The following is a 23,026-nucleotide window of genomic DNA, read 5'->3' as shown; positions in this document are numbered from 1 at the left end:
TACCTGAAGAGGCACGCGGATATCTTGGTGAAATGAATTTGACAAAGAGCAAAATGTTACGTGCTATGCTGCTGAACAAACTTAACCGCTAGGTGAAATCATTATTTAAATAATTAAGCCCATTTAATGCAATAGGCTTTTAATTTTATGGTTTGAATTGGTGCTTTTTTTAAATAATAAAAGCAGGCATGGTTATCCTGCTTTTATTTGGCGCATGACGGGTTTAGCTTGCTGCGAGGGTGCCCGCGCGATAATCTTGAATTGCCTGTTCAATTTCATCGGTAGTATTCATTACAAACGGACCGTATTGAACTATAGGCTCTTTGAGCGGCTTGCCTGAAATCACCAAAAAGCGTGTGTCGGCACTCAGGGCTTGTACGCTCAGTTGATCACCTTTGCTCAATAGGCCGGCATTGCCTTGGGTGAGTTTGCGTTTGTCTTCTCCAATTGCAATATCGCCCTCATACACATACAGGAACGTATTGTGATCTTCTGGCAGTGCATGATGAAATTCAACCTGCTCTGGCAAATGTACATCCCAGTAAATCGCTTCCGTGGTTAAACCCTGGATTGGTCCGCTGACAATTTTCCCATTCACAAATGCACTGTTTGCAATGACTTTAATGCGCCCCCCCTGCGGTAAATCAGCAACAGGAATATTGGCTGCCGCAATATCGCGATAACTTGCAGGCTTCATCTTCTCGGCAGCAGGCAAGTTTAACCACAATTGAAAACCGCGCATGGTGCCATGTTCCTGCTGGGGCATTTCGGAGTGGATGATGCCGCGGCCGGCAGTCATCCATTGCACATCACCGTTGCGTAGATGGCCTTTGTTGCCCATATGGTCTTCGTGCAACATATGGCCTTCGAGCATATAGGTCACTGTTTCAAAACCGCGATGGGGATGCGCAGGAAATCCTGCGATGTAATCATCGGCACTATTGCTGCCAAATTCATCGAGCATTAAAAAAGGGTCAAAGCGCGCATTTGGATGTTGGCCGAGGCTGCGTTTTATGCGTACACCAGCACCGTCGCTGGTCTCGCGGCCTTGCAGTATTTGCTGTAACTGGCGTTGCATAAAATGTACTCCTGTAGTGAAATTTATTGCCGGTAAATACGTGCTGTTAACAATGCGGCCGATTAAGCCGCAACACCTTGTTCAATCTCAGTCTTGGCGGCGGCAAACGCTTGGTCTTTTTGGCCCATGTTGAGGCCTTCCGCATAAATAAAGTGCACATCTTTCAAACCGACAAAGCTTAAAAAATTGGTGAGAAACTGGCTTTGCGTATCGCTCGGTTGGCCTTTGTGAACACCACCACGGGTGGCGATGATATACACGGGCTTGTTGTTGAGTAAGCCAACGGGGCCGGTCTCTGTGTATTTAAAGGTTACACCGGCGCGGGCGATATGATCGAAGTAAGCCTTGAGCGTAGAAGGTACGCCAAAGTTATACAGGGGCACACCAATGACGATCACATCCGCTGCTTCTATTTCTGCAATGATTTTATCCGAGTAGTCCAACACCGCCTGTTGTGCTTCAGTGCGGCCTTCTACGGGGCTAAACAATGCTTGAACACGCGCTGCATCCAAATGGGGTACATCTTCTTTGGCGAAATCGCGCACTACTACATCGCCGGTTGGGTTTTGCGCTTTCCAGCGCTGTACAAACTCCTGAGTCAGCACGCTGGAGTTACCGTTGTCGCCAAACAAACTGCTATTGATTTGCAAGAGAGTCGCCATGTTTAAATCCTCATCTTTTTGGTGGCTTGATTGCCATGTGTCCATTAAATGATTTGACGAGCGAATGATAAATAGCGATATTTGGTGGTATATGATCGAATAATTGGATCAGTTAGTTGTTGTTCTCGCAGGATCAAATTGCTATGAGTCAGGAAATCGTTCCACCCACTGCTGTGGGTACTACTGAAAATAAAGTGACATTAGAGCAGTGGCGAGCGCTGCTTGCCGTAATTGACGCAGGTGGTTATGCGAAGGCAGCAGAGATGCTTAATAAAAGCCAATCTGCAGTGTCCTATGCCATCTCCCAGTTGGAGACTGCATTGGGTGTGAAAGTGTTTCAGCTGCAGGGGCGTAAAGCAGTCGCATCGCCAGCAGGGGAATTGCTTTATCGCCGCGCCAAGCAATTGTTGGAACAAGCGGAGCGTTTGGAGAAATCAGCGGGATGCCTCTCGATACACGTAGAGCCTTTGGTGAAGATTGCCGCCGATATTATTATCCCGCCAGCGCGGGTGTTGCAGTGTTTGGCGATTTTTGCAAAAGACTTTCCCGATACCCGCGTAGAGGTTTTTGAGTCGGTGTTGAGCGGTACTGAGGATGCACTCCTGCAGCGTCAGGTTGATCTGGCAATTGGCGGGCGCGTGCCTATGGGCTTTATGGGCGAAAAGTTGGTGACTGTGGTGATGCGCGGCGTCTCCAGTGCCGATCATCCGCTCCAGTTATTGGGGCGCTCTATTAACGATGAGGATATGCGCCAGCACCGGCAAATTATTGTGCGCGACTCTGGCCAATATCGCCGCCGCACCGAGGGGTGGCAAGAGGCGGATCAGCGTTGGACGGTGAGCCACATCAAAACATCACTGGATGCGATCCGTTTGGGGTTGGGGTATGCCTGGTTGCCTGATGCTTACACCCATGAGGACATTGAGGCGGGGCGCTTGAAGTACTTGCCGGTTGAAGTGGGTTCGGTGCGTGAGGTGACGACTTACCTCACCTTTGCCGATCGCGATTTCGCAGGACCAGCAACGCGACGACTTGCGGAGATTTTAAAAGAGCATTTACCTAAGATGTGCGGATACAGCAGTTAAATGCACCCGCAGGGTTGCCCGCGAACTAGTTGCTATCGCGGGCAACAACCTGGGTACTTAAACCTTGAACTCGACCCAAATGGGGCAGTGATCCGAAGGTTTTTCCATACCGCGAATATCATAATCAATTCCAGAAGCCGCGCACTTGTCTAGCAAGTTTTGTGTCATCAGAATCAAATCGATACGCAGGCCGCGTTTAGGATTATCTTCAAAGCCGCCGCTGCGGTAATCAAACCAGCTAAACAATTCATTGCTCTCAGGATTGTGTTCGCGGTAGCTGTCTTTCAACCCCAGTGCTAATAATTCATTAAGCCATTCGCGTTCTTCCGGTAGGAAGCTGCATTTGCCAGTACGCAACCAGCGCTTGCGGTTTTCCTCGCCAATACCAATATCAATATCCTGATGTGAAATATTCATATCTCCCATCAGAATAATTTGCTTGCCCTCATGTTCGGCATTTTTTAGGAAGTTGATTAAATCGGCATAAAACTTTCGCTTCGCAGGAAATTTTATCGCGTGGTCACGGCTCTCACCTTGGGGGAAATAACCGTTTAGCAGTGTCACTTCTCCGATAGGTGTATCAAACACGCCACCGATGAAACGGCGCTGGGCAAGTTCCTCGTCACCAGGGAATCCTTTGATGACCTTTTTGAAAGGATACTTGGAAAGTATTGCCACACCGTAGTGAGTTTTTTGGCCAAAAAATTCGACGTGATAACCCATGGCTTGAATAGTGTCGAGCGGAAAATCCGGGTCATTTACTTTGGTTTCCTGCAGTCCAATAAAATCCGGATTGTGTTTTTCAATCACGGCTTCCAGTTGATGCAAACGTGTTCTGATACTGTTGACGTTGAATGAGATAGCTTTCATAAATGGCTCTGTGATGAAAAAACACCTGAGCATTACTGTTCAGGTGTTTGGTGTGTCAATACGACGGTGAAGTTGTAGAACAGCTATTGTTTGGCGACTTTTTTCTCGGGTGTTAGTTGATTGATAAAGTCTGCCAACACATGCCCAGCTTCCATCAGGTAGGGGTCGTCTTTTGGTATGATTTCTTTGTCTGCCTCTTTTGGTGGTGCATCTTCGTCTTCATCGCCACCGTTTGCTTTCTTTAGAGCCGCATAATCTGCATAAGGTTTTTCACCTTTGGCAATGCGCTTTTGGTTTTCCATGTCCAGCGCACGCTTTTCCATTTGTTGCTGCTCTGCCTGACGAGTGGCCAAACGCAGCGATACTTCTTTTTTTTCTGCAGCTTCTTTGAACATCGCACTTTGTTTGTTCAGAAAAATGAAATCAGGGTCTTGCGCCATACGTTCTTGATGGCTGGTTTCAATCTTTGGTAAAAATTTGCTAATGGTGTAATAGTTTTGATGTGGTGCCGGGTGGATGCGATCCCAAGGCAGCGCGTTATCATAACTACTTTCACCAATGTCATCCGGATCTAACAAGCTCGGCAATTGCACATCGGGAATAACCCCGCGATGTTGAGTGCTGTCGCCGGAGATGCGATAAAATTTTGCTTCGGTAATTTTTAGCCGGCCGTGTTTTAGCTCGACGAGATTTTGCACAGAGCCCTTACCAAAGGTGGTAGAGCCAATAATAATACCGCGACCGTAATCCTGAATGGCGCCAGCAAAAATTTCTGATGCCGAAGCGCTCAAACGATTAATTAATACCGCGATAGGCGCGCGATAAACTGCAGGTTGATAGGCGCGATAGTTGCGCGAAATGGTATCGTCACTTTGGCGAATTTGTACAACAGGGCCTGGATCAACAAACAGATCGGTCAGCATAGCGGCTTCTGGTAATGAGCCACCGCCGTTATCGCGCAGATCGATAATAATGCCGTCTACTTTTTCTTTATTTAATTCATTAAGTAAGTTGAACACGTCGCGTGTTGTACTTTTATAGTTGGGATCACCCTTTTGATAGGCTTCAAAATTCATGTAAAAAGTAGGAATGTCAATCACGCCCAGCTTGAAGGTTTTGTTGCCATTCTTCACTTCAAATACCGCTTTTTTCGCGGCTTGGTCTTCGAGTTTTACCGTTTCACGTTTAATAGTGATGTTTTTGTTGATAGTTGCAGTCGGATCCGATGGCCTGACTTCCAGGCGCACGATTGTACCTTTTGGCCCGCGAATCAACTTGACGACTTCATCCAACCGCCAGCCAACTACATCGACAAATTCACCATCGACACCTTGTGCAATTGAGACAATTTTATCGTTGGGTTTTAACTGGCCTTGTTTCTGTGCCGGGCCACCGACAACCAGGCTGCTGACCTTTGTGTAGTCTTCATCGCTTTGTAAAACCGCACCTATACCTTGCAGCTCAAGCGACATACTAATGTCAAAATTCTCGGCATTTTCAGGAGATAAATAATTGGTATGTGGATCGTAAAGCATGGTGAGTGAGTTCATCATCACGCTGAATGCTTCTTCATTGGTTTGCTGCTTCAACCTGCGCAGTTGGTTGGCGTAACGCTTACGCAACGTAGTTTTGCTTTCCTCCAATTTTTTGCCTGAAAGCATAGAGTTGAGCAGGTTGGATTTAAGGTATTGCTGCCAGAGCTTATCCGCTTCTGCTTCATTGGCTGGCCAGGGGGCTTTTTCGCGGTCAAGCACGATGGACTCTTCGACATCAAAATCGAATTTTGTTTTTGGATCATCCAGCGTTTTTACCACTTTCTCGAGACGGGCAATCATGCGCTCATTGAAGCGATTGAAAATCGCAAAGCTGTTGTCGAGTTTGCCCTTTTTGTAGTCGTCGTCAAAAGTTTTGCGATACTTTTCGAATTCTGCAATATCGGATTGGATAAAGAAGTTTTTTGCGCTGTCGAGTGATTTTAAGTATTCATCGAAGTAGCGCGAGGACAAGGCGTCGTTAAACTCCTGATCGCGGTAATGTTCGCTGTCCAGCTTTTGCACCAGATCAATCGCTGCCTTGCTTTGTTCGGGGGTGGGCTTGAGAACATCAATTTTGTCAGCAAAACTCAGTGAAGACAGGCTGACAATAAGGCTAAATAGGGTAAGTTTTAGCGATCTCACAACAACAATTTGCATAAAGTGTGTCTCAAAAAGTCAAAGCGCGTGTCTGGACGCGTCTGTGCGTAGCAGTGTTAATTAGTCTGATCATAACAACCCGCTACAACCTGGGTCGGGGTTTAACAGGACTCTTACTATAGCGGAATTGCACGGTTAAAGGCAGGTACAAGCCCCAGCGTTAGATAGGCTATTCGTGATTGGGAGTCTACTTTCTGCAAAAAGTTTCCCCGCCACTACTGGGGGCTCGGTAATGAAGTGTCATCTGCCAAATTGCTCGCATTGGCTGAGGTGGTGGTGCTCATCAAATCCAGCCATAACTCTTTGCGGTCCAACGGAGTCGCCTTGGGTAGATAGGGGTTGTTGATCCGGATGGCGCGACGCTTGCCCAAATCCGCTTTTCCCAGTGCCTCCTGGACTTCAGAGCTGCCGTAAAAATATTTGTTGAAGGCTCCATCCTTAATCGCTGACTCAAGTCCAAACTCAATATCTTTGGCCAATACAGGGTCTTTTTGGCTGACAAAAAAATAGGTGGGAAGGGGGTAGATCAACACAAGGTTTTTTTCAACCGTGAGTTTAAGATCAGGAAATGCGGACAATTCAGTCCAGACTTCGTTGGCACCGCGTGGGAAGGCATCAAATCGTCCGCCATCCAGCATATGGTAGAGGCTGGGTTTTTTGGTGGTTTTGACTACATTGAGCCCCGCGCTTTCCAAAATAGAGGCATCTTGCCAGCTGCGCCCTTGTCCAAGGCGAATCTGCTTGAGGTCTTCCAGTGTTTTAATATTGTCAAAACGCGCCTGATCACCTTGACGAATAAAGAACAAGCGGTGATTCATTAGCCCGCGATAAGCATCAATCCTGATAGGGATAAAATCGCGCTCCATTTCTTCCGATGTCCCGCCCCACATTACAGAAATTGCACCTGACTTGAGCGATTCCATAACGCGCGGACGGGAATAGACTTCACTGGTTGTGGAGAAAATATAGTTTTTATCCGAGTAGGAGAGTGCCAACTTGAGCAGGCCATTCATGTAATCCGTCTGTACATTCGATTTCATGTTGGTGATGACAGTTTTGGTTTCCGCAGCCAGAAGCGGTACTGTAATAACCGCTACTACCAATATCCCGTATCGCAGGATCTTTGTCAGGATGATGTACATAAACACTACTCAGTCAGGATTATTTATTGAGGTTATAGACTTAAAAGTAGCACAGCTCTACCAGTTTAGTGTTTGGGACTAAAATCGTTTTTCTAAACGAAAAAGCCACAGCTTAAGTGTGGCTTTCGGGACCTGGTCTAATAAATGGGAACTGGGGTATTAGCAGGTTGTGCTGCAGTCAAACATCATGCGCATGAAGTCCGCCTGATCTGCGTTAGTCACACGAGTAGCAATAACCTGGCAGACTTGGCGGTTCTCCCATTTGAAATCGTAACGTGTAAAAGCAAGTTCACCATTGGGAGTTTCATCGGCACTAACCACCATGCTTTGGTAAGGCGATGTTTCCAGTATGTCTAAAAGCTCACGGATGGTAGTTGCCAAGCGAGCGCTGCCCAACAATTCGTGAGCACCTTTGTGGCTTACAAATATATAGTCGCAGCCCAGCATAGTGCTCAGGCTTAACACTAATTCTCCGTGTTGAACGGCTTTTGCCACATCAAAACTGTGAGAGCTGTGCGGTCGTGAATCATGTTGGTGAAGAGGCTGACTGACTGCCATGCTGTGCTCCGCAGATAAGTAAAAATTATTCTTCTTGCGTCCGGCAACTGGCTTTCCTGTGTTAACAGAATTTAACAGTCAGGATTCTAAAAAACCATAGTGTATCCTTAATAAATGTCGATAAATTTAACAATTTGTGCGTGAGTTGGCTCTCAATTCGGACATTAAAAAAGTGGCCCCAGGCCACTTTTTCAATATTATCAATAGCTTGGCTCTTACATTTAATTTTAAAATCAGGAGCTAGTTCTATTTACGAGTGTTTCTCGAATGGTGTCGCGCATTTTGCGCAGTGTTCTTTCAGTCGTTTCCCAATCGATACAAGCGTCAGTTACCGATACGCCGTATTTTAGGTCACACAGATTGGCTGGAATACTTTGATTGCCGGCGCCAATGTTGCTTTCCACCATCAAGCCAATAATAGATTTGTTGCCTTCCACAATTTGGTTGGCCACATTTTCCATCACCAGCGTTTGCAACTCGTGGTTTTTATTGGAATTGGCATGGCTGCAATCCACCATAATGTTGGGTACCACTTTCGCCTTGGCCAACTCTTGCTCACACAGGGCGACACTAACCGAATCGTAGTTAGGTTTGCCATTGCCACCGCGTAATACAACATGGCCATAACCGTTGCCGCGAGTGTGGATAATCGCTACCTGGCCTTCCGTATTAATACCAAGGAAGCGATGTGGTTTTGATACGGACTGCAGTGCGTTTATCGCGACCGTCAGGCCACCATCGGTTCCATTTTTGAAACCTACGGCCGACGACAATCCGCTCGCCATTTCGCGATGGGTTTGCGATTCGGTGGTGCGCGCCCCAATGGCTGACCAGCTAATCAAATCATGCAGGTATTGGGGCGATATAGGATCGAGCGCTTCAGTGGCAGTAGGCAGGCCCATTTCCGAGATATCCAGCAATAATTGACGGCCGATATGCAGGCCTTCTTCAATTTTGAAGGAATCATCCAGGTATGGGTCGTTAATTAAACCTTTCCAGCCTACGGTGGTGCGCGGTTTTTCAAAATACACGCGCATCACTACATAAATCGTATCGCTGACCTCATCCGCCAGTTTTTTCAGGCGTTGGGCGTAATCTTTGGCGGCCGCTACATCATGGATAGAGCAGGGGCCTATCACCACAAAAATCCGATGATCTTTGCGGTCCAGGATATTGCGCACTACTTCGCGGCCTTGGGTTACAACGTCGCGCGCTTTGTCGGTCAGCGGGATTTTTTTCTTGAGTTCTGCGGGGGAAATCAGCAGCTCTTGCGAGACCACATTCAGGTCATCGACTTGGGTACTGGTCATGATGTCATTTCCTAAAAGTATCAATTCGTGGGTCATTCTACCTAATAGAGGTGAAAAAGTGGGATGGTTTTTTAATAGGTGCCATAAATAAAGACAATCTTCCTATTATTAATGGTTTTGTGAGATAAATGGTTTGTTTAGTCTGAAAAACGGGTGATTAGTATTTTATTAATCCTTAAAAGTAGACATTTTTTAGAATATTCATCCTTCAAATATGTCATCTATTGTTCATTGTGTTGAGTATAAGATCTTATTTTAGGTTGAAATGTGATCGCATTTTGATCGGTGCGATATAGGCAATAAGCATAATGGATACTATGGTTCTTCTAATATGTGCGTTTAGAAAGGATGGCATCGGGTAAATGAATAGCGCTCTCATTGTATTGTTACTGACAGTCTTGTTGTCTACGACGGCTTTAGCTGTAGAAACCCAGCGGACTGCTTTGGTTTTGGGGGGCGGTGGCGCGCGTGGTGCTGCTCATATAGGTGTGTTGGAGGTTCTGGAGCGCGAGCGTATTCCGGTCGATTGCGTAGTGGGAACCAGTATGGGTGGTTTGGTTGCTGGTTCTTATGCGGCGGGGCTATCGCCGCAGTCCATGCGTGACAAGCTCGCAACAGCGGATTGGACTGACATGTTCCTGGATGTGGCGGATTATTCCCAGCTGAGTTATCGCAAAAAAAAAGTGAGCAGGCGTTATCTTACCGGTACCGAGTTGGGTTTGACCAAGCGCGGGATGCAAATCCAGCCAGGTGTAGTTGCGGGCGAAAAAATAAAATTATTTTTTAATCAGTTAGTGGATGCGGATCTCGGCGAGCGAGAAATTCAGGAGCTGGCCTTGCCCCTGGCGATAGTGGCAACTGATATAGGTACGGGGGAGCGCGTTGTTTTTCGCAGTGGTAGTTTGACCCAGGCGATGCGTGCCAGCATGTCTGTACCCGGTTTAATGGCGCCAGTGGAACATCAAAACCGTAAATTGGTTGACGGTGGATTGGTGGATAACCTGCCTATCGAGGTGGCGCGAGACTTGTGTAAGGCGGATAGGGTTATCGCCGTCAATGTTGGTTCACCCTTAAAGCCTCCCGAGAGTGTCGGTTCGCTCTTAAGTGTCACGGCGCAAATGATTGGTATTTTAACTAAACAAAATGTTGAGCGCTCGCTCGCCAGTTTGACGGGGAGTGATATTTATATCGCTCCTGAGTTAGGTGATATTAAAGCCTCTGATTTTGCTCGCTATGAGAAAGCTGCTGATATAGGCAGAGTTGCTGCGGAGCGGCAATTGTCGGCATTGCGTGTATTGTCTGTCGATGAAAAAACCTATGTTGCATGGAAACATAAAAATACGGATGCGCGTAAAAGGGAGATTCATATTGATCAAATTGTTATTGCGCCACTTCAACGTGTTCATCCTGAATATGTCGCGCGACAAATTCATCAACAAGAAGGGCAGTTGTTTGATCGCTCCCAATTGGAGCAGGATTTGGTGCGCGCTTATGGCGATGGTTTTTACGATGGGGTTGACTATCGTGTTACCAATCAAGCAGGTAGAAATATTCTTGAAATTACAGCAAGAGAAAAAAATTGGAGTTCTGACTACCTGACTTTTGGATTTTCTATCGATAACGAATATCACCAAGGGTCTAACTTTACCTTGCGCAGTGCCTATCGCAATACCTGGATGAATCCTTATGGTGGAGAATTTTTTGCCGCCGTAGATGTGGGCAATGAATCAGCTCTTGAATTGGATTATTACCAGCCGTTGAATTATCGACAAACTTACTTTATTGAGCCTCGCTATTTCAAAGGGCGAGAGGATATTGTGTTGTTCACTGATGGAACCAAACTGGCTGAGTATCAATTAGATACATCGTATTCCGAGTTGGTGCTCGGTACTAATTTGGATGTTTATGGGCAGACAACAATTGGCTGGCGTGAATATCGAATAAAAGGTACAGCGGATGTGAGTGCCATTGCATTGCCTGATGTCGATGAGCATTATGGTGGGATCTTGTTTTCGTTAAACCTTGATCGACGTAATCGCATTTATTTTCCTTCCCATGGTTGGCGCAGCGAGATCACTTTTTTTGACTCTCACAAAGAGGGGTACCAGAAACTTTCTGTTGATTTAGGTGGTGCCTATAAACTGAATGATTTTGTTTTTGCTGCGCGCACATTGTACGTGTCGTCGTTAGTAAATGAATTACCATTTTATGATGCGGTTATGCTGGGCGGGTTCTTAAACTTATCAGGTTATGCCAGTAATCAAATTATTGGTGATGATGCGTTTTATTCCCACCTACGTGCGGAGCGAATTATCGGACGTATGCCGTTAGGATTAAATGGTGATCTGCGTATGGGGTTTGCTGTGGAGGCTGCAAAATTGCAAACTGTTTATACTATGACTGATGAGGGCGATTGGCTTGATTCCGGAGTCATTTATTTGGGGGGTGAAACACCCTTGGGGCCCGTGTATCTAGGTTATGGTTTTTCCTTTAGTGGTGATTATAATTTGTACTTTAAGCTGGGTGCATTTTAATTATAAAGAGCGATCAGTCTCGCTGTGGCGAGGCTGATCGTAATTGATGTCTAAAAATGAAAAAGCGCAGCTGCATAGGGGCCTTTTATATCCACGTTTGTGTGTACATCGTCATCATCAATATTGACGGTCAGCGCGCGATATCCAACTTCAACGCCTAAATCTAATGCCGAGTCAAACGAATAGCCTATTTTTGCACTGTAATCAGCTAAATCATTGCCATCATAGCTGATGTAATTACCTTCAAAGCCCGCAAAGAAACCAGTCAAAGGTAAATCAAATTGCATACGTCCATAAGCGAGTGGTACGGAGATATCAATATCCGTTTTATCGCTGGAGCTTACACTTGTTGCTTCCAGATAGCCTGAATATTTTCTCAGTGTGACACCGAGATCCAGTATCAGCCAATTATCGAGTAGCTCGTAATAAAGTGCGGCGTCGGTGTAACTTAAATCAAAATCAGTTGCAACTGTACTACCGCTCGGATAGCCAATATTCCCAATGCTGAAATTATTTTCAATCACGCTGCTTTGTTCGCTGGTGATGTTATTTTGCTGAACTTTGATATTGGGAAAAAAGGGAATTGGGTGTTCGATAGCGATGTAGTAAAAATTATTATTGTTATCGCTCATGCCCAAATCACTTGCCGAAGTGGCTGGCTTGCCTATTTCGCCGGCGTATTCGCTTTGCCATGTGCCTGCACCTGCATAAATCCCGAATAGCGTATCGGCATTAGCCTGGCATGCAGCGGTCAATGCAAGTGTGCTAAGTGAAAAGTTCACAAGAGGAGAAAATGGTTTCATAAAAAATCCTGAAGCTTAAAGTAAAGTTTTTATCGGTTGGTGTAATTGAGTGTGACGAAAAGTTCGTGGTGCTTGTGAATATTACGCTTGGTAGTTTGAGTAAGGGTTAGGAGTCAATTACTTTATTTTGCAATAAATCTAAAAAGACTCGTGCGGCATTATTCAGGGTGCGTTGGCTGTGATGTATGTAGCCTAGCGGGCGCATAATCGGTGGCTGATCGATACTCAAAATATGTAGTCCATCATCAATAATGCGTCGCGGCAAAACGCCCCAACCAAGTCCAATACTCAGCAGCATTTTTATAGTGTCCAAGTGATTGGATACCATGCCCATATTCAATGCTAGTTGTTGGCGGTCAAACAAGTTTTTAATGAGCTGCGTGGTGTAGGTATTGGTATCCGGCATTATCGCCGGGTGCTGACTTAAATCGGCCAACTGAAGATGCGATTGCGTTGCAAGTGCATGGGTGGGCGCGACGACGAAATGGAGTTGGTCGTGCCAGAGGGTTTCGCTCTGGAGGCGTGCATCTTGTTGAAGCGCGAGCGTAATAGTGGCGATGTCAAATCTGCCTTGGAGTATTTCATGGTAAGCCTGCTCCGAATCGAGAAAGTGTAAATCCAGTTTTACTTGGGGGTAGCGCGTCGAAAAATCCCTCAAATAGGGTGGCAGATAATGCAGCCCTACATGGTGACTGGTGGCGATACTTAGCTTGCCTTGGATGTCGCCCTGTAAATCAGCAATAGCGCGCTGCGTGGCTGCGACCTCGCCCAAGATTAGCTTGGCTTTGCTTAACAACAGCTGACCCGCCTGAGTTAGGGCAACCTGCCGCCCAATACGATCAAATAAAGAAGCTTTGAGTTGCTCCTCCAGCAGGGCGATGCGCTTGCTGATGGCGGGCTGGGTAAGGTGCAAGCGTTCTGCTGCAGCAGAAAATGAACCATGTTCAGCAATTGCCACAAATGCATGTAAATGTTGAGTATCCATCGTTTTATTTTTAGTCCATTCCTTTTGGGAATGCAATATATAAAAAAGATAAATTTGTTTTATGGGTTGTCTGGCCGTACTATCGCCTTTACTAATTGATCTCGAGGCTATCCAGGCAAGTTGTCTTGAAGATCCGGAACAAATACCGTGTAAGCAGATCCTTTGGAGAACACCATGGCCGCTAAAACGCTTTACGACAAACTTTGGGATGCCCACCTCGTGCAGCAGCGCGACGATGGTTCTGCACTCATTTATATAGATCGTCACATAGTCCACGAAGTGACCTCCCCGCAAGCGTTTGATGGTCTGCGTTTGGCTGGCCGCAAGCCATGGCGTGTGGACTCCATCCTCGCCACTCCAGATCACAATGTGCCTACCACGCAAAAAGAGCGTGCTAATGGTGTTGCGGGGATTGAAGACCCGGTGTCCTTGATCCAGGTGCAGACGCTGGACGATAACTGCGATGAGTTCGGTATTGTAGAGTTCAAGATCAATGATCACCGCCAAGGTATTGTGCACGTTGTCGGCCCTGAAACCGGCGCCTGCTTGCCCGGCATGACCGTTGTCTGCGGTGATTCCCATACCGCCACAAACGGTGCTCTCGGCGCTTTGGCGCATGGAATAGGTACGAGCGAAGTAGAGCACGTGATGGCGGCCCAATGTCTGGTTGCTAAAAAAATGAAAAACATGCTCATTAAGGTGGATGGCAAGCTCGGTTTGGGTGTGACACCAAAAGATGTTGTGCTCGCGATCATCGCCAAAATCGGTACCGCCGGCGGCACTGGCTATGCGATGGAGTTTGGCGGCCAAGTCTTCCGCGATATGAGCATGGAAGGGCGTATGACGGTGTGTAATATGGCGATTGAAGCGGGCGCCCGTGCCGGTATGGTGGCGGTAGACCAAACGACCATCGACTACGTTAACGGGCGCACCTATGCACCCAAGGGTGAATTGTGGGAAAAAGCCGTAGCCGATTGGAAAAATTATGTGAGTGATGAGGGCGCACATTTCGATTCCATCGTTGAATTAAACGGCGCTGATATCAAGCCGCAAGTGAGTTGGGGTACTTCGCCGGAGATGGTTGTTTCGGTTGAGGACAAGGTACCCGATCCGGCGCAAGAAACTGATCCGGTCAAGCGCGAAGGTATGTTGCGCGCATTGCAATATATGGGTTTACAAGCCAACCAGCCTATTACTTCGATTCATGTTGATCGCGTATTTATTGGCTCTTGCACTAATTCGCGCATTGAAGATATTCGCGCCGCAGCTGAAGTGGTGAAAGGCCGCACCAAGGCGTCATCGGTAAAAGAGGCGATTGTGGTTCCTGGTTCTGGTGCAGTAAAAGCGCAAGCGGAAGCCGAAGGGCTGGATAAGATTTTTATCGCCGCCGGTTTGGAATGGCGTGAGCCGGGTTGTTCCATGTGCTTGGCCATGAACGCGGATAAATTGGGTAATGGCGAGCACTGTGCATCAACATCCAATCGCAATTTTGAAGGGCGCCAGGGCTACGGTGGCAGAACGCATTTGGTGAGCCCGGCGATGGCTGCTGCCGCTGCGATTGCGGGTCATTTTGTCGATGTGCGCACATTCAATTAATCAGTAGGAGACCGCGATGAAAAGTTTTACCGTTTTGCAAGGCGTTGCTGCTCCTATGGATCGCGCCAATGTCGATACCGATATGATTATTCCTAAGCAATTTTTGAAATCGATTAAACGTACCGGTTTCGGAAAGAATTTGTTTGATGAGCTGCGCTATCTCGATGAAGGTAAACCGGATCAAAGTTGCGAAGGGCGCCCAATAAACCCGGATTTTCCGCTGAATTTTCCGCGTTACAAGGGCGCAACTGTGTTGTTGTCGCGCGAAAACTTCGGTTGTGGTTCTAGTCGCGAACATGCGCCTTGGGCATTGGATGACTACGGCTTTCGTAGTGTGATCGCGCCCAGCTTTGCCGATATTTTTTATAACAACTGTTTCAAGAATGGTTTGCTGCCCATCGTATTAAGTGATGAGATTGTCGATAGCTTGTTTAATGAAATGTACGCGGCAGAAGGCTATCAATTGACAATTGATTTAGCAGCGCAAGTTGTTAAAACCCCAGGCGGTGAAAGTTTTGCGTTCGATGTAGATGAATTTCGCAAACATTGCTTGTTAAATGGGTTGGATGATATTGGTTTAACTCTCGAACATGCTGATGCCATTCGCGCCTACGAAGCCAAAAAACGCGTTGAAGCGCCTTGGTTGTTTGATGTAGTTAAATGAGAGGCGAAATAAGAATTTTTTAATTGGAGAATGCTTGTGGGCAAACATATTTTAATTTTGGAAGGCGATGGCATCGGTCCTGAAATTGTGCGTGAAGCGCGCAAGGTGCTGGATGTGGTTAATGCCAAATTCGATTTGGGCTTAACCTTTGAAAACGAATTGATGGGCGGCTGCGCAATTGATGTGCATGGCGTTCCACTGGCGGATTCAACCCTCGAAAAGGCACGTAAAGCGGATGCGATTTTGCTTGGAGCTGTGGGTGGCCCCAAGTGGGATAAATTGGACCGCTCGATTCGCCCGGAAAAAGGTTTGCTGAAGATCCGTTCACAATTGGGTTTGTATGCGAATCTGCGTCCAGCGTTGTTATATCCCCAATTAGTAGATGCATCTTCGCTGAAACCGGAAGTGGTTTCTGGCCTGGATATTTTGATCGTGCGCGAATTGGCAGGCGGTATTTATTTTGGTGAGCCGCGCGGTATTCGCGTATTGGAAAATGGCGAGCGCGAAGGTTACAACACCTACAAATATTCCGAGAGCGAGATTATCCGTATCGGCCGTACCGCGTTTGAGATGGCGCGCAAACGTAATGGTAAAGTATGTTCGGTTGATAAAGCGAATGTGCTTGAGGCGACTATGTTGTGGCGCGAAGTGATGGATACCCTGCATAAAGAGTATCCGGATGTTGAGCTGTCCCACATGTATGTCGATAACGCCGCTATGCAATTGGTGCGTGCGCCAAAACAGTTTGATGTGTTGGTGACTGGCAACATGTTTGGTGATATTTTGTCCGATGCGGCAGCTATGTTGACTGGCTCTATTGGTATGCTTCCGTCAGCGTCATTGGATAAAGATGGTCGCGGTATGTATGAGCCTTGCCATGGCTCTGCACCGGATATCGCTGGGCAGGGTATAGCTAACCCGCTCGCGACGATTTTGTCGGTATCCATGATGTTGCGTTATTCGCTCGGTTATCCTCAGGTTGCGGATGCAATTGAGGTTGCAGTTGGCAAGGTGTTGGACCAAGGTTATCGCACCGCAGACATTTATACGGAAGGTAAGACCAAAGTATCTACCTCGCAAATGGGCGATGCTGTTGTTGCAGCGCTGGCCTAATCATTAGCTTGTGAATTGTTAAAGAGAGACTGAGATGAAAGTAGGTTTTGTAGGTTGGCGCGGTATGGTCGGCTCCGTATTGATGGAGCGTATGCAAGCAGAAAACGACTTTGCGGCTATCGAACCCGTATTTTTTACCACATCAAATGTAGGTGGTGCTGCCCCGGCTGTTGCCGCTGGATTGCCTGCATTGAAAGATGCTTATTCAGTTGATGATCTGAAGCAACTGGATGTGATTGTTACCTGTCAGGGTGGTGACTACACCAATGAGATTTTCCCGAAGCTGCGCTCGTCTGGCTGGGATGGCTATTGGATCGACGCGGCTTCCAGTCTGCGTATGGAGAACGACGCGGTCATTATTCTTGACCCGGTTAACCAGGGTGTTATCGACTCGGCGCTGAAGAAAGGCGTTAAAAACTTTATTGGTGGCAACTGTACTAACTCCATCATGCTGATGGGTGTGGGTGGTTTGTTTCATGCGGGTTTGGTGGATTGGGTTAGCTCTATGACCTATCAAGCCGCCTCGGGTGGTGGTGCCAACCACATGCGCGAATTGTTGAAAGGTATGGGCGTGATTCATGATGCTGTGGCTGATGAGTTGGCAACACCTGCTTCAGCGATTTTGGATATCGACAGAAAAGTGGCTAATACTATCCGTAACGACGTGCCGCGCGAATTTTTTCCAGCTCCGCTTGCTGGTGGTTTGATCCCTTGGATCGACAAGCAATTGGATAATGGCCAGTCCAAAGAAGAGTGGAAAGGTCAGGCTGAAGTTAACAAAATTTTGGGGAATACCGACACCATCCCCGTTGATGGTTTATGTGTGCGCATTGGTGCTATGCGGTGCCATAGTTTGGCGTTGACTATCAAGCTCAAAAAAGATCTTCCGCTTGCAGAGATTGAATCCATCATTAAGTCAGGCAATGATTGGGTTAAATTTGTGCCAAACGACCGTAGCATCACTGAGCAAGAGTTGACGCCAGCTTCTATCACTGGCGGCCTCAAAATTGGGGTAGGTCGAGTGCGTAAACTCAATATGGGGCCAGAATATATTTCTGCTTTCGTGATTGGCGATCAGTTGTTGTGGGGTGCGGCTGAGCCGTTGCGCCGCATGCTGCATATCTTACAAGGGTCAAAATAAGCGGTTTTCTACTTATCCAGTCCTGGTAAAAAACAAACCCCAAGGTTGGTGACACCCTTGGGGTTTTTGCTTTTTATAACCGCTTTAGGGGTAAATAAGGATTTAAATGTCAGTCCTTTTTCACATTTTTGTAAAATCACTCCTGAAAACTATCAAAAAAGCTGCTTTGTTTAGTCTTTGTCAAGACCCCGAGTATTGATAAAAACCTATTTATAATGAATACTTACGAACGATACTGAAGATTCATTCGAGGTTTTATGCCTCACCAGCACAGCTTCATTTACTCATCAAGCTGTGTTAATCAACTAAAATGTCTGACTAATCGTGTTTAGTTCAGCCGTGGAATAATAAAAGGATAGCGCTATGCGTCTTCGTCAGTTGGTTTTAGCCTGTGGTCTTACATCTCTTGTACTGTCGCCTTATGCCAGTGCTTTGGGATTGGGTGAGGTTAAGCTCAAGTCAACGCTTAACCAGCCACTGGAGGCCGAGGTCAAGCTACTTGATACACGCGATCTTACGGCGGAGCAGATCCTGGTTGCTTTGGCATCCCCGGCTGATTTTGAACGCAATGGTGTAGATCGTTTGTTTTTCTACACAGAGTTTCAGTTTCAAGTAGACCTTGAGGCTGCTGATGGCCCCAAGGTGGTTATCACCTCGCGCAGCCCGGTTCGCGAACCCTACCTGAATTTTTTGATTGAAGCCCGCTGGACTGCTGGCCGCTTGTTGCGCGAATACACCCTGTTAATGGATCTACCTACTTTTGATGATGGCGGAGCTACACAAGCAGTGCAAACTGCGGTCACCAGCAATAAATCACAGCAACCGCGCTCTACCACATCAACACCTAAAGCAACGTCAGATTCCGGCTACACCAGTGAGCCGCGCCAGGTTCCTAGTGCCCGCCAGCCCAGCCTGAGTGGCGATGAATATGAAGTTCGCAGCAATGATACGCTGTGGGAAGTTGCGCTGCGTGCGCGTCCTGATTCCAGCGTGTCAGTCCATCAGAGCATGATGGCGCTCTATCGCGCTAATCCTGAAGCCTTTATCAATGGCAATATCAACAGATTGCGTCGCGGACAAGTATTGCGTGTTCCGGATGCGAGCGAGATGAAATCGCTTAATAAGTCTGAGGCTGTGAGTCAATTTGCCCAGGCAACCGGCGACTCGAATTCAGGCGCACAGTTAAATGCATCTCGTCGTACCAGCTCAACCCGTGCTGAATCTACCGAGGTAAGTGGGCGAGTAAAGCTCGCAGCTCCTTCAGCGGGCACTGCTAGTACAGGCCAAGGTAGTGGCGCTAACGATGGTGCAGGTAAGGCGCTGGAGTCTGAGTTGGCTGTGACTTTGGAGGAGCTGGATAAATCCAAAGCGGAAAATACTGAATTAAGTTCGCGGGTAAAAGATCTTGAAGCACAGATCGAAACCATGGAGCGTTTGGTTGAAGTAAGCAATGAAAAATTGCGTGCATTACAGGTGGCCGCTGGCCAGGCTGCATCATCTCCAGCAGAGGTGGCTGAGGCTCCTATTGTCGCAGAGCCAGTTGCTGCGGTGGCGGATGTTGCCAGTTCTGAAGCTGTTGTAGCCAGCTCTGAAGCCGCCGCATCTAGTGTTGCTGCAGTGGCACCGCCACAACCAGCCCCGCCGAAGAAGGTCATTGTTCCACCTAAACCTGAGCCGACATTAGCCGATACTGCAGTTGAAAATGCACCTTGGATCGGCTTGGGGATTTTGGGTTTGGCCGGTGCAGGCTATTTTGCTTACCGCCGCCGCAAGCAGGCTGAAGAGCAGCAGGCTGAAGAGCAGGATGATGTTTTTGCCATGGATGATTCAGCTGGTGACAATGAAGAAGTGGCTGATGAAGCAACTCACTTCAATGAGACCGATGAAACGTCACTTTTTGATGAACCTAATGAAACGACTGCAGTTGCTGAAACGGGCGATGTAGTTGGCGAAGCAGATATTTATATCGCTTACGGTAAGTTGGATCAGGCTGAGGAAATGCTTCTCAACGCCCTGCAAAAAGATCCTGACTCAGCTGATATTCGCATGAAGTTGCTGGAGGTTTACTCCCAACAGCAAAATGGCCCTGCATTTGATAAGCATTACGCGGCGCTCTTGCCTCTGGCGGGTGGAGCCCTGCTGGCACGTGCATCTGAGTTGCGCGAGGGCATCTCAGGGGCGGGTGAATTCGATCCTGCCGCTTCAGTTGCAAATGAAGCACAGGATGCAGATCTGGATCAATTCTCTCTCGATGATTTTAATCTTGATGATGACCTTTCTGTCGCACCAGTCGCGACAGCAAGTGAGCCAACTAGTTTTGATTTTGACCTCGATCTGGACGATGACGAGTCCAATCTCTCGTCTGCTATCGCAGATGCGCCTGCAGCAGTGGAAAATGAATTTGAGTTGGATTTTGATGATGATCTGGCTGCTGAAGCCGAAGATTTGTCTGAGTTGTCATTGGCTCTCGATAATTTGGATGCTGACACTCTTCCTGAAGATCTGGAGGTTAAGGCTCCTTCAATCGAAGATGGGTTCAACTTCGATTTGGACGACGACCTTGAATTGAGTGAATCGGCAGTAGAGGAGTCTGCTGAACTTGTTGCGGCAGAGTCGGAGTCGTTGGAGGTCGCGGCAGATGATTTTAATCTGGACATGAATGTTGATGATGTCGATCTTGCAGCGCTTGACCATGAAATGGAAAGCCTGGATGTAGATTTTGATGATGACCTTTTAGGTGAAGATGGGGACTTGGGAATTGAAGATCTCGATCTCTCTGATGTGAAGTCTGCACAAGATGAAATTTCGACGTCAAAACTTAGCTTGACCGATGATTTGGATAAGCCTGAAACATCCATGGGTTTTGAACTGGATGATGATCTAGTTGATTTTGGTGTTGATGATAATGCCGAAGACCTGGAGGTGGATCTTGCAGGCGATACTGAAGCTTTGGCAGAAGCCAGTGCAGATGAATTGCTGCCAGATTTTGATTTGGGAGATGATGACACTTTTAGCTTTGAAGAAGACGCATTGGCTGACGGTGATTTGGATCTGGCTGCGCTTGAAGATGATCTTGGGGAGTTAAGTGAATCTACGGAATTTGACGGCGCTGACTTTGCGGTGGCGGATGATATTGTTGATTTGGAATTGCAGGATGAAATTCCTTCACGGCCAGAACCTGTCCAAGAGTCTCCTGCAGTTATAGCAGACGAGGCTGCGCTGGTTGATGCCGAAGAAGAGCATGACGAAGATTTGTTTGCGCAGGCGCTTTCAGATTTTTCAGGCGATTCAGACGATATCGATTTGAATGAGTTCTCCAGCGACGAGGCCGCACTGGCCGATTTGTCAGATGACGACATGGATGCAGAATTGGATTTCCTTGCCGATGCCGATGAGGCTGCAACCAAGCTGGATTTGGCGCGCGCTTATATCGATATGGGCGATAGTGAGGGTGCGAAAGATATCCTTTCTGAAGTCCTCGGTGAAGGTAACGATGAGCAGCGTAAAGAAGCCAATGAGTTGCTCGGCCGAATAGGCTAATTTTTTGCCTGATCGCAAAGCCTTGCATTCCGGTGCAAGGCTTTTTTATTTTGTGCAGTTTGGTTTCTGTTTGATGGTTTATTCCCATGAGTGAAAACTACATCCCCAGTTCTAAGCCCTATGCCCGCAATGGTGAGGTGGTGGCCGATACTATTTGGCCGCAAGGGATGCACCGTATTGCCTTGGGTGTTGAATATAAGGGGACGGACTACCACGGTTTTCAGGTGCAGCCAAACGGTGTTAGAACTGTGCAGCAGTCTTTGGAGAAGGCCTTATCTACAGTGGCGGATGAGCCTATCAGTCTCGTTTGTGCTGGCAGGACCGATGCTGGCGTACATGCGACTAATCAAGTTATCCATTTCGATACGCTTGCCTTACGCCCGGAAAAAGCCTGGTTGCGTGGCACCCGGCCGTATTTACCAGATTCGGTGTCGGTGCGTTGGGCGCGTGAGGTTGTACCGCAGTTCCATGCGCGTTTTAGCGCACTTAACCGCACTTATCGCTACTTGATGACCGATGCCAAAACCCCGTCCGGTTTATTGCATGACCAGGTGACTTGGTCATCGCGCCCGCTCAATGTTGAAGCCATGCGTGAGGCTGCAGCCTATTTGGTTGGTCAGCATGACTTTACATCGTTTCGTGCAACCCAGTGCCAGGCGAAAAGCCCGGTGCGTCGGATTGAGTATTTGCATCTGGTGCGCCGCGGGGATTTGATTGTTTTGGAGGTGCAAGCCAATGCATTCTTGCATCATATGGTGCGCAATATCGTTGGTGTATTGACGGCCGTGGGGGCGGGTGACAGGCCCCCCTGCTGGGTTGCTGAGGTGCTGGCGGCGCGCGACCGCAGTGCTGGCGGTGTGACGGCTAAACCTTTTGGTCTTTATTTGGTTGGAGTCGATTACCCGGTGCATTTTGGGTTGTCAGTGTGTCCTCCGGGGCCACTATTTTTTGCTGAACCGCTAGGTGGTTTTGCTTCTCAATGAAAAATGAGCCCTCGGCTTTTCGAGGTTATTTCTGTTAATATCCCCCCCTAATTTTTGCTTCACCCCTCGCCTTGCGAGTGAGTCAATAGCGTTTGGAGAGCCTGAGTTTGTCCAGAGCACGAGTCAAAATCTGCGGAATAACCAGCATTGAAGATGCTCTAGCAGTGGTTGATGCAGGTGCGGAAGCCTTAGGGCTCGTGTTTTATGCAGCTAGCCCGCGTGCTGTAACAATTATGCAGGCACGCGCGATTGCATTGGCAGCGGGGCCATTCACCGTGGTTACCGGTTTATTTGTGAATGCTGATCCAGAGTTTGTGGATGCCGTATTGAAACAAGTGCCGCTGCAATTATTGCAATTTCACGGTGATGAAGATCTGGATTATTGTGAGTCTTTTGCACGCCCTTATATGAAGGCAATTCGTATGCGGCCTGAACTGGATGTGGCAGCTACTATAGCGGAGTATCCCAGTGCATCAGGAATTTTGTTGGATGCCTATCGCCCCGGAGTTCCGGGTGGTACAGGTGAAACCTTTGATTGGGCGCGCGTACCCCGGCAATCGGCCAAGCCTTTGGTTTTGGCTGGAGGTTTAACTGCCGCCAACGTCTCAGATGCTATTCGGGCGACCCAAGTCTATGGGGTTGATGTCAGCGGTGGTGTAGAATCGGCACCCGGTAAAAAAGATCACGGAAAAATAACCTCTTTTATCAATAACGTACGGTTTGCTGCATCTTGATGTGCAGTCTTTACCGGCATCTTACAGGTGATTAAA

18 protein-coding genes are annotated in these 23,026 nt (G+C 47.6%); 9 read left to right on the top strand and 9 right to left on the bottom strand.

The annotated features are described in order from the left end of the window. Positions 1-223 precede the first annotated feature (223 nt). Positions 224-1,078, bottom strand: coding sequence for a pirin family protein (locus J2X05_RS08650; RefSeq protein WP_310071302.1), 855 nt, complete (start codon positions 1,076-1,078; stop codon positions 224-226). Between the two features lie 62 nt (positions 1,079-1,140). Then, positions 1,141-1,740 carry an FMN-dependent NADH-azoreductase gene (locus J2X05_RS08645; protein ID WP_310071301.1) on the bottom strand — a complete coding sequence of 200 codons (600 nt, stop codon included), beginning with the start codon at positions 1,738-1,740 and terminating at the stop codon, positions 1,141-1,143. A 143-nt stretch (positions 1,741-1,883) separates the two neighbouring features. Here J2X05_RS08645 and J2X05_RS08640 point away from each other — a divergent pair, with 143 nt between their 5' ends. Next, positions 1,884-2,825: a LysR family transcriptional regulator gene (locus J2X05_RS08640; protein WP_310071299.1), complete on the top strand. Its 942-nt coding sequence runs from the start codon at positions 1,884-1,886 to the stop codon at positions 2,823-2,825. A gap of 57 nt (positions 2,826-2,882) precedes the next feature. Here J2X05_RS08640 and xthA read toward each other — a convergent pair whose 3' ends face one another. From xthA to J2X05_RS08615, 5 genes are all read right to left on the bottom strand, one after another. Further along, a complete protein-coding gene (gene xthA / locus J2X05_RS08635; RefSeq protein WP_310071296.1) occupies positions 2,883-3,695 on the bottom strand; it encodes an exodeoxyribonuclease III in 813 nt (270 codons plus the stop codon). An 83-nt stretch (positions 3,696-3,778) separates the two neighbouring features. Next, positions 3,779-5,887, bottom strand: coding sequence for a carboxy terminal-processing peptidase (locus tag J2X05_RS08630; protein ID WP_310071293.1), 2,109 nt, complete (start codon positions 5,885-5,887; stop codon positions 3,779-3,781). Between the two features lie 215 nt (positions 5,888-6,102). Continuing rightward, positions 6,103-7,029 carry a transporter substrate-binding domain-containing protein gene (locus J2X05_RS08625; RefSeq protein WP_310071291.1) on the bottom strand — a complete coding sequence of 309 codons (927 nt, stop codon included), beginning with the start codon at positions 7,027-7,029 and terminating at the stop codon, positions 6,103-6,105. A gap of 159 nt (positions 7,030-7,188) precedes the next feature. Continuing rightward, positions 7,189-7,587, bottom strand: coding sequence for a hypothetical protein (locus J2X05_RS08620; protein ID WP_310071289.1), 399 nt, complete (start codon positions 7,585-7,587; stop codon positions 7,189-7,191). Positions 7,588-7,820: 233 nt separating this feature from the next. Next, positions 7,821-8,897, bottom strand: coding sequence for a 3-deoxy-7-phosphoheptulonate synthase (locus J2X05_RS08615; protein WP_310071286.1), 1,077 nt, complete (start codon positions 8,895-8,897; stop codon positions 7,821-7,823). Positions 8,898-9,259: 362 nt separating this feature from the next. On the opposite strand from J2X05_RS08615, the gene J2X05_RS08610 reads away from it, so the two are divergent. Continuing rightward, positions 9,260-11,431 carry a patatin-like phospholipase family protein gene (locus tag J2X05_RS08610; RefSeq protein WP_310071283.1) on the top strand — a complete coding sequence of 724 codons (2,172 nt, stop codon included), beginning with the start codon at positions 9,260-9,262 and terminating at the stop codon, positions 11,429-11,431. Positions 11,432-11,481: 50 nt separating this feature from the next. Here the strand turns inward: J2X05_RS08610 and J2X05_RS08605 are convergent, their stop codons facing one another. Further along, on the bottom strand, positions 11,482-12,234 hold the full coding sequence (locus J2X05_RS08605; protein WP_310071280.1) for a TIGR04219 family outer membrane beta-barrel protein: 753 nt from the start codon (positions 12,232-12,234) through the stop codon (positions 11,482-11,484). Between the two features lie 106 nt (positions 12,235-12,340). Beyond that, complete coding sequence (locus tag J2X05_RS08600; protein WP_310071278.1) at positions 12,341-13,219, bottom strand: LysR family transcriptional regulator; 879 nt, start codon at positions 13,217-13,219, stop codon at positions 12,341-12,343. Between the two features lie 174 nt (positions 13,220-13,393). Between J2X05_RS08600 and leuC the strand changes: the two genes are divergently transcribed. The 7 genes from leuC to J2X05_RS08565 all read left to right on the top strand — a co-directional run bounded on the left by leuC (position 13,394) and on the right by J2X05_RS08565 (position 22,990). After that, positions 13,394-14,815: a 3-isopropylmalate dehydratase large subunit gene (leuC, locus tag J2X05_RS08595; RefSeq protein WP_310071275.1), complete on the top strand. Its 1,422-nt coding sequence runs from the start codon at positions 13,394-13,396 to the stop codon at positions 14,813-14,815. A 16-nt stretch (positions 14,816-14,831) separates the two neighbouring features. Continuing rightward, positions 14,832-15,479: a 3-isopropylmalate dehydratase small subunit gene (gene leuD, locus J2X05_RS08590; RefSeq protein WP_310071272.1), complete on the top strand. Its 648-nt coding sequence runs from the start codon at positions 14,832-14,834 to the stop codon at positions 15,477-15,479. A gap of 36 nt (positions 15,480-15,515) precedes the next feature. Then, a complete protein-coding gene (gene leuB / locus J2X05_RS08585; protein WP_151058095.1) occupies positions 15,516-16,592 on the top strand; it encodes a 3-isopropylmalate dehydrogenase in 1,077 nt (358 codons plus the stop codon). A 34-nt stretch (positions 16,593-16,626) separates the two neighbouring features. Further along, complete coding sequence (gene asd / locus J2X05_RS08580; RefSeq protein WP_310071267.1) at positions 16,627-17,733, top strand: aspartate-semialdehyde dehydrogenase; 1,107 nt, start codon at positions 16,627-16,629, stop codon at positions 17,731-17,733. Between the two features lie 363 nt (positions 17,734-18,096). Beyond that, positions 18,097-21,273, top strand: a complete 3,177-nt coding sequence (locus J2X05_RS08575; RefSeq protein WP_310071264.1) for a motility hub landmark protein FimV — start codon at positions 18,097-18,099, stop codon at positions 21,271-21,273. Between the two features lie 86 nt (positions 21,274-21,359). Then, positions 21,360-22,256 (top strand): tRNA pseudouridine(38-40) synthase TruA, encoded by an 897-nt coding sequence (gene truA / locus J2X05_RS08570; protein WP_310071262.1) that lies wholly within the window; start codon positions 21,360-21,362, stop codon positions 22,254-22,256. Positions 22,257-22,363: 107 nt separating this feature from the next. After that, a complete protein-coding gene (locus J2X05_RS08565; protein ID WP_310071259.1) occupies positions 22,364-22,990 on the top strand; it encodes a phosphoribosylanthranilate isomerase in 627 nt (208 codons plus the stop codon). Positions 22,991-23,026 lie beyond the last annotated feature (36 nt).

The organism is Cellvibrio fibrivorans, from assembly GCF_031457055.1.
Taxonomy (GTDB): Bacteria; Pseudomonadota; Gammaproteobacteria; order Pseudomonadales; family Cellvibrionaceae; genus Cellvibrio; species Cellvibrio fibrivorans.
Note: the sequence above shows the minus strand (reverse complement) of the source record. Positions and strands in the feature narration are given on the sequence as shown.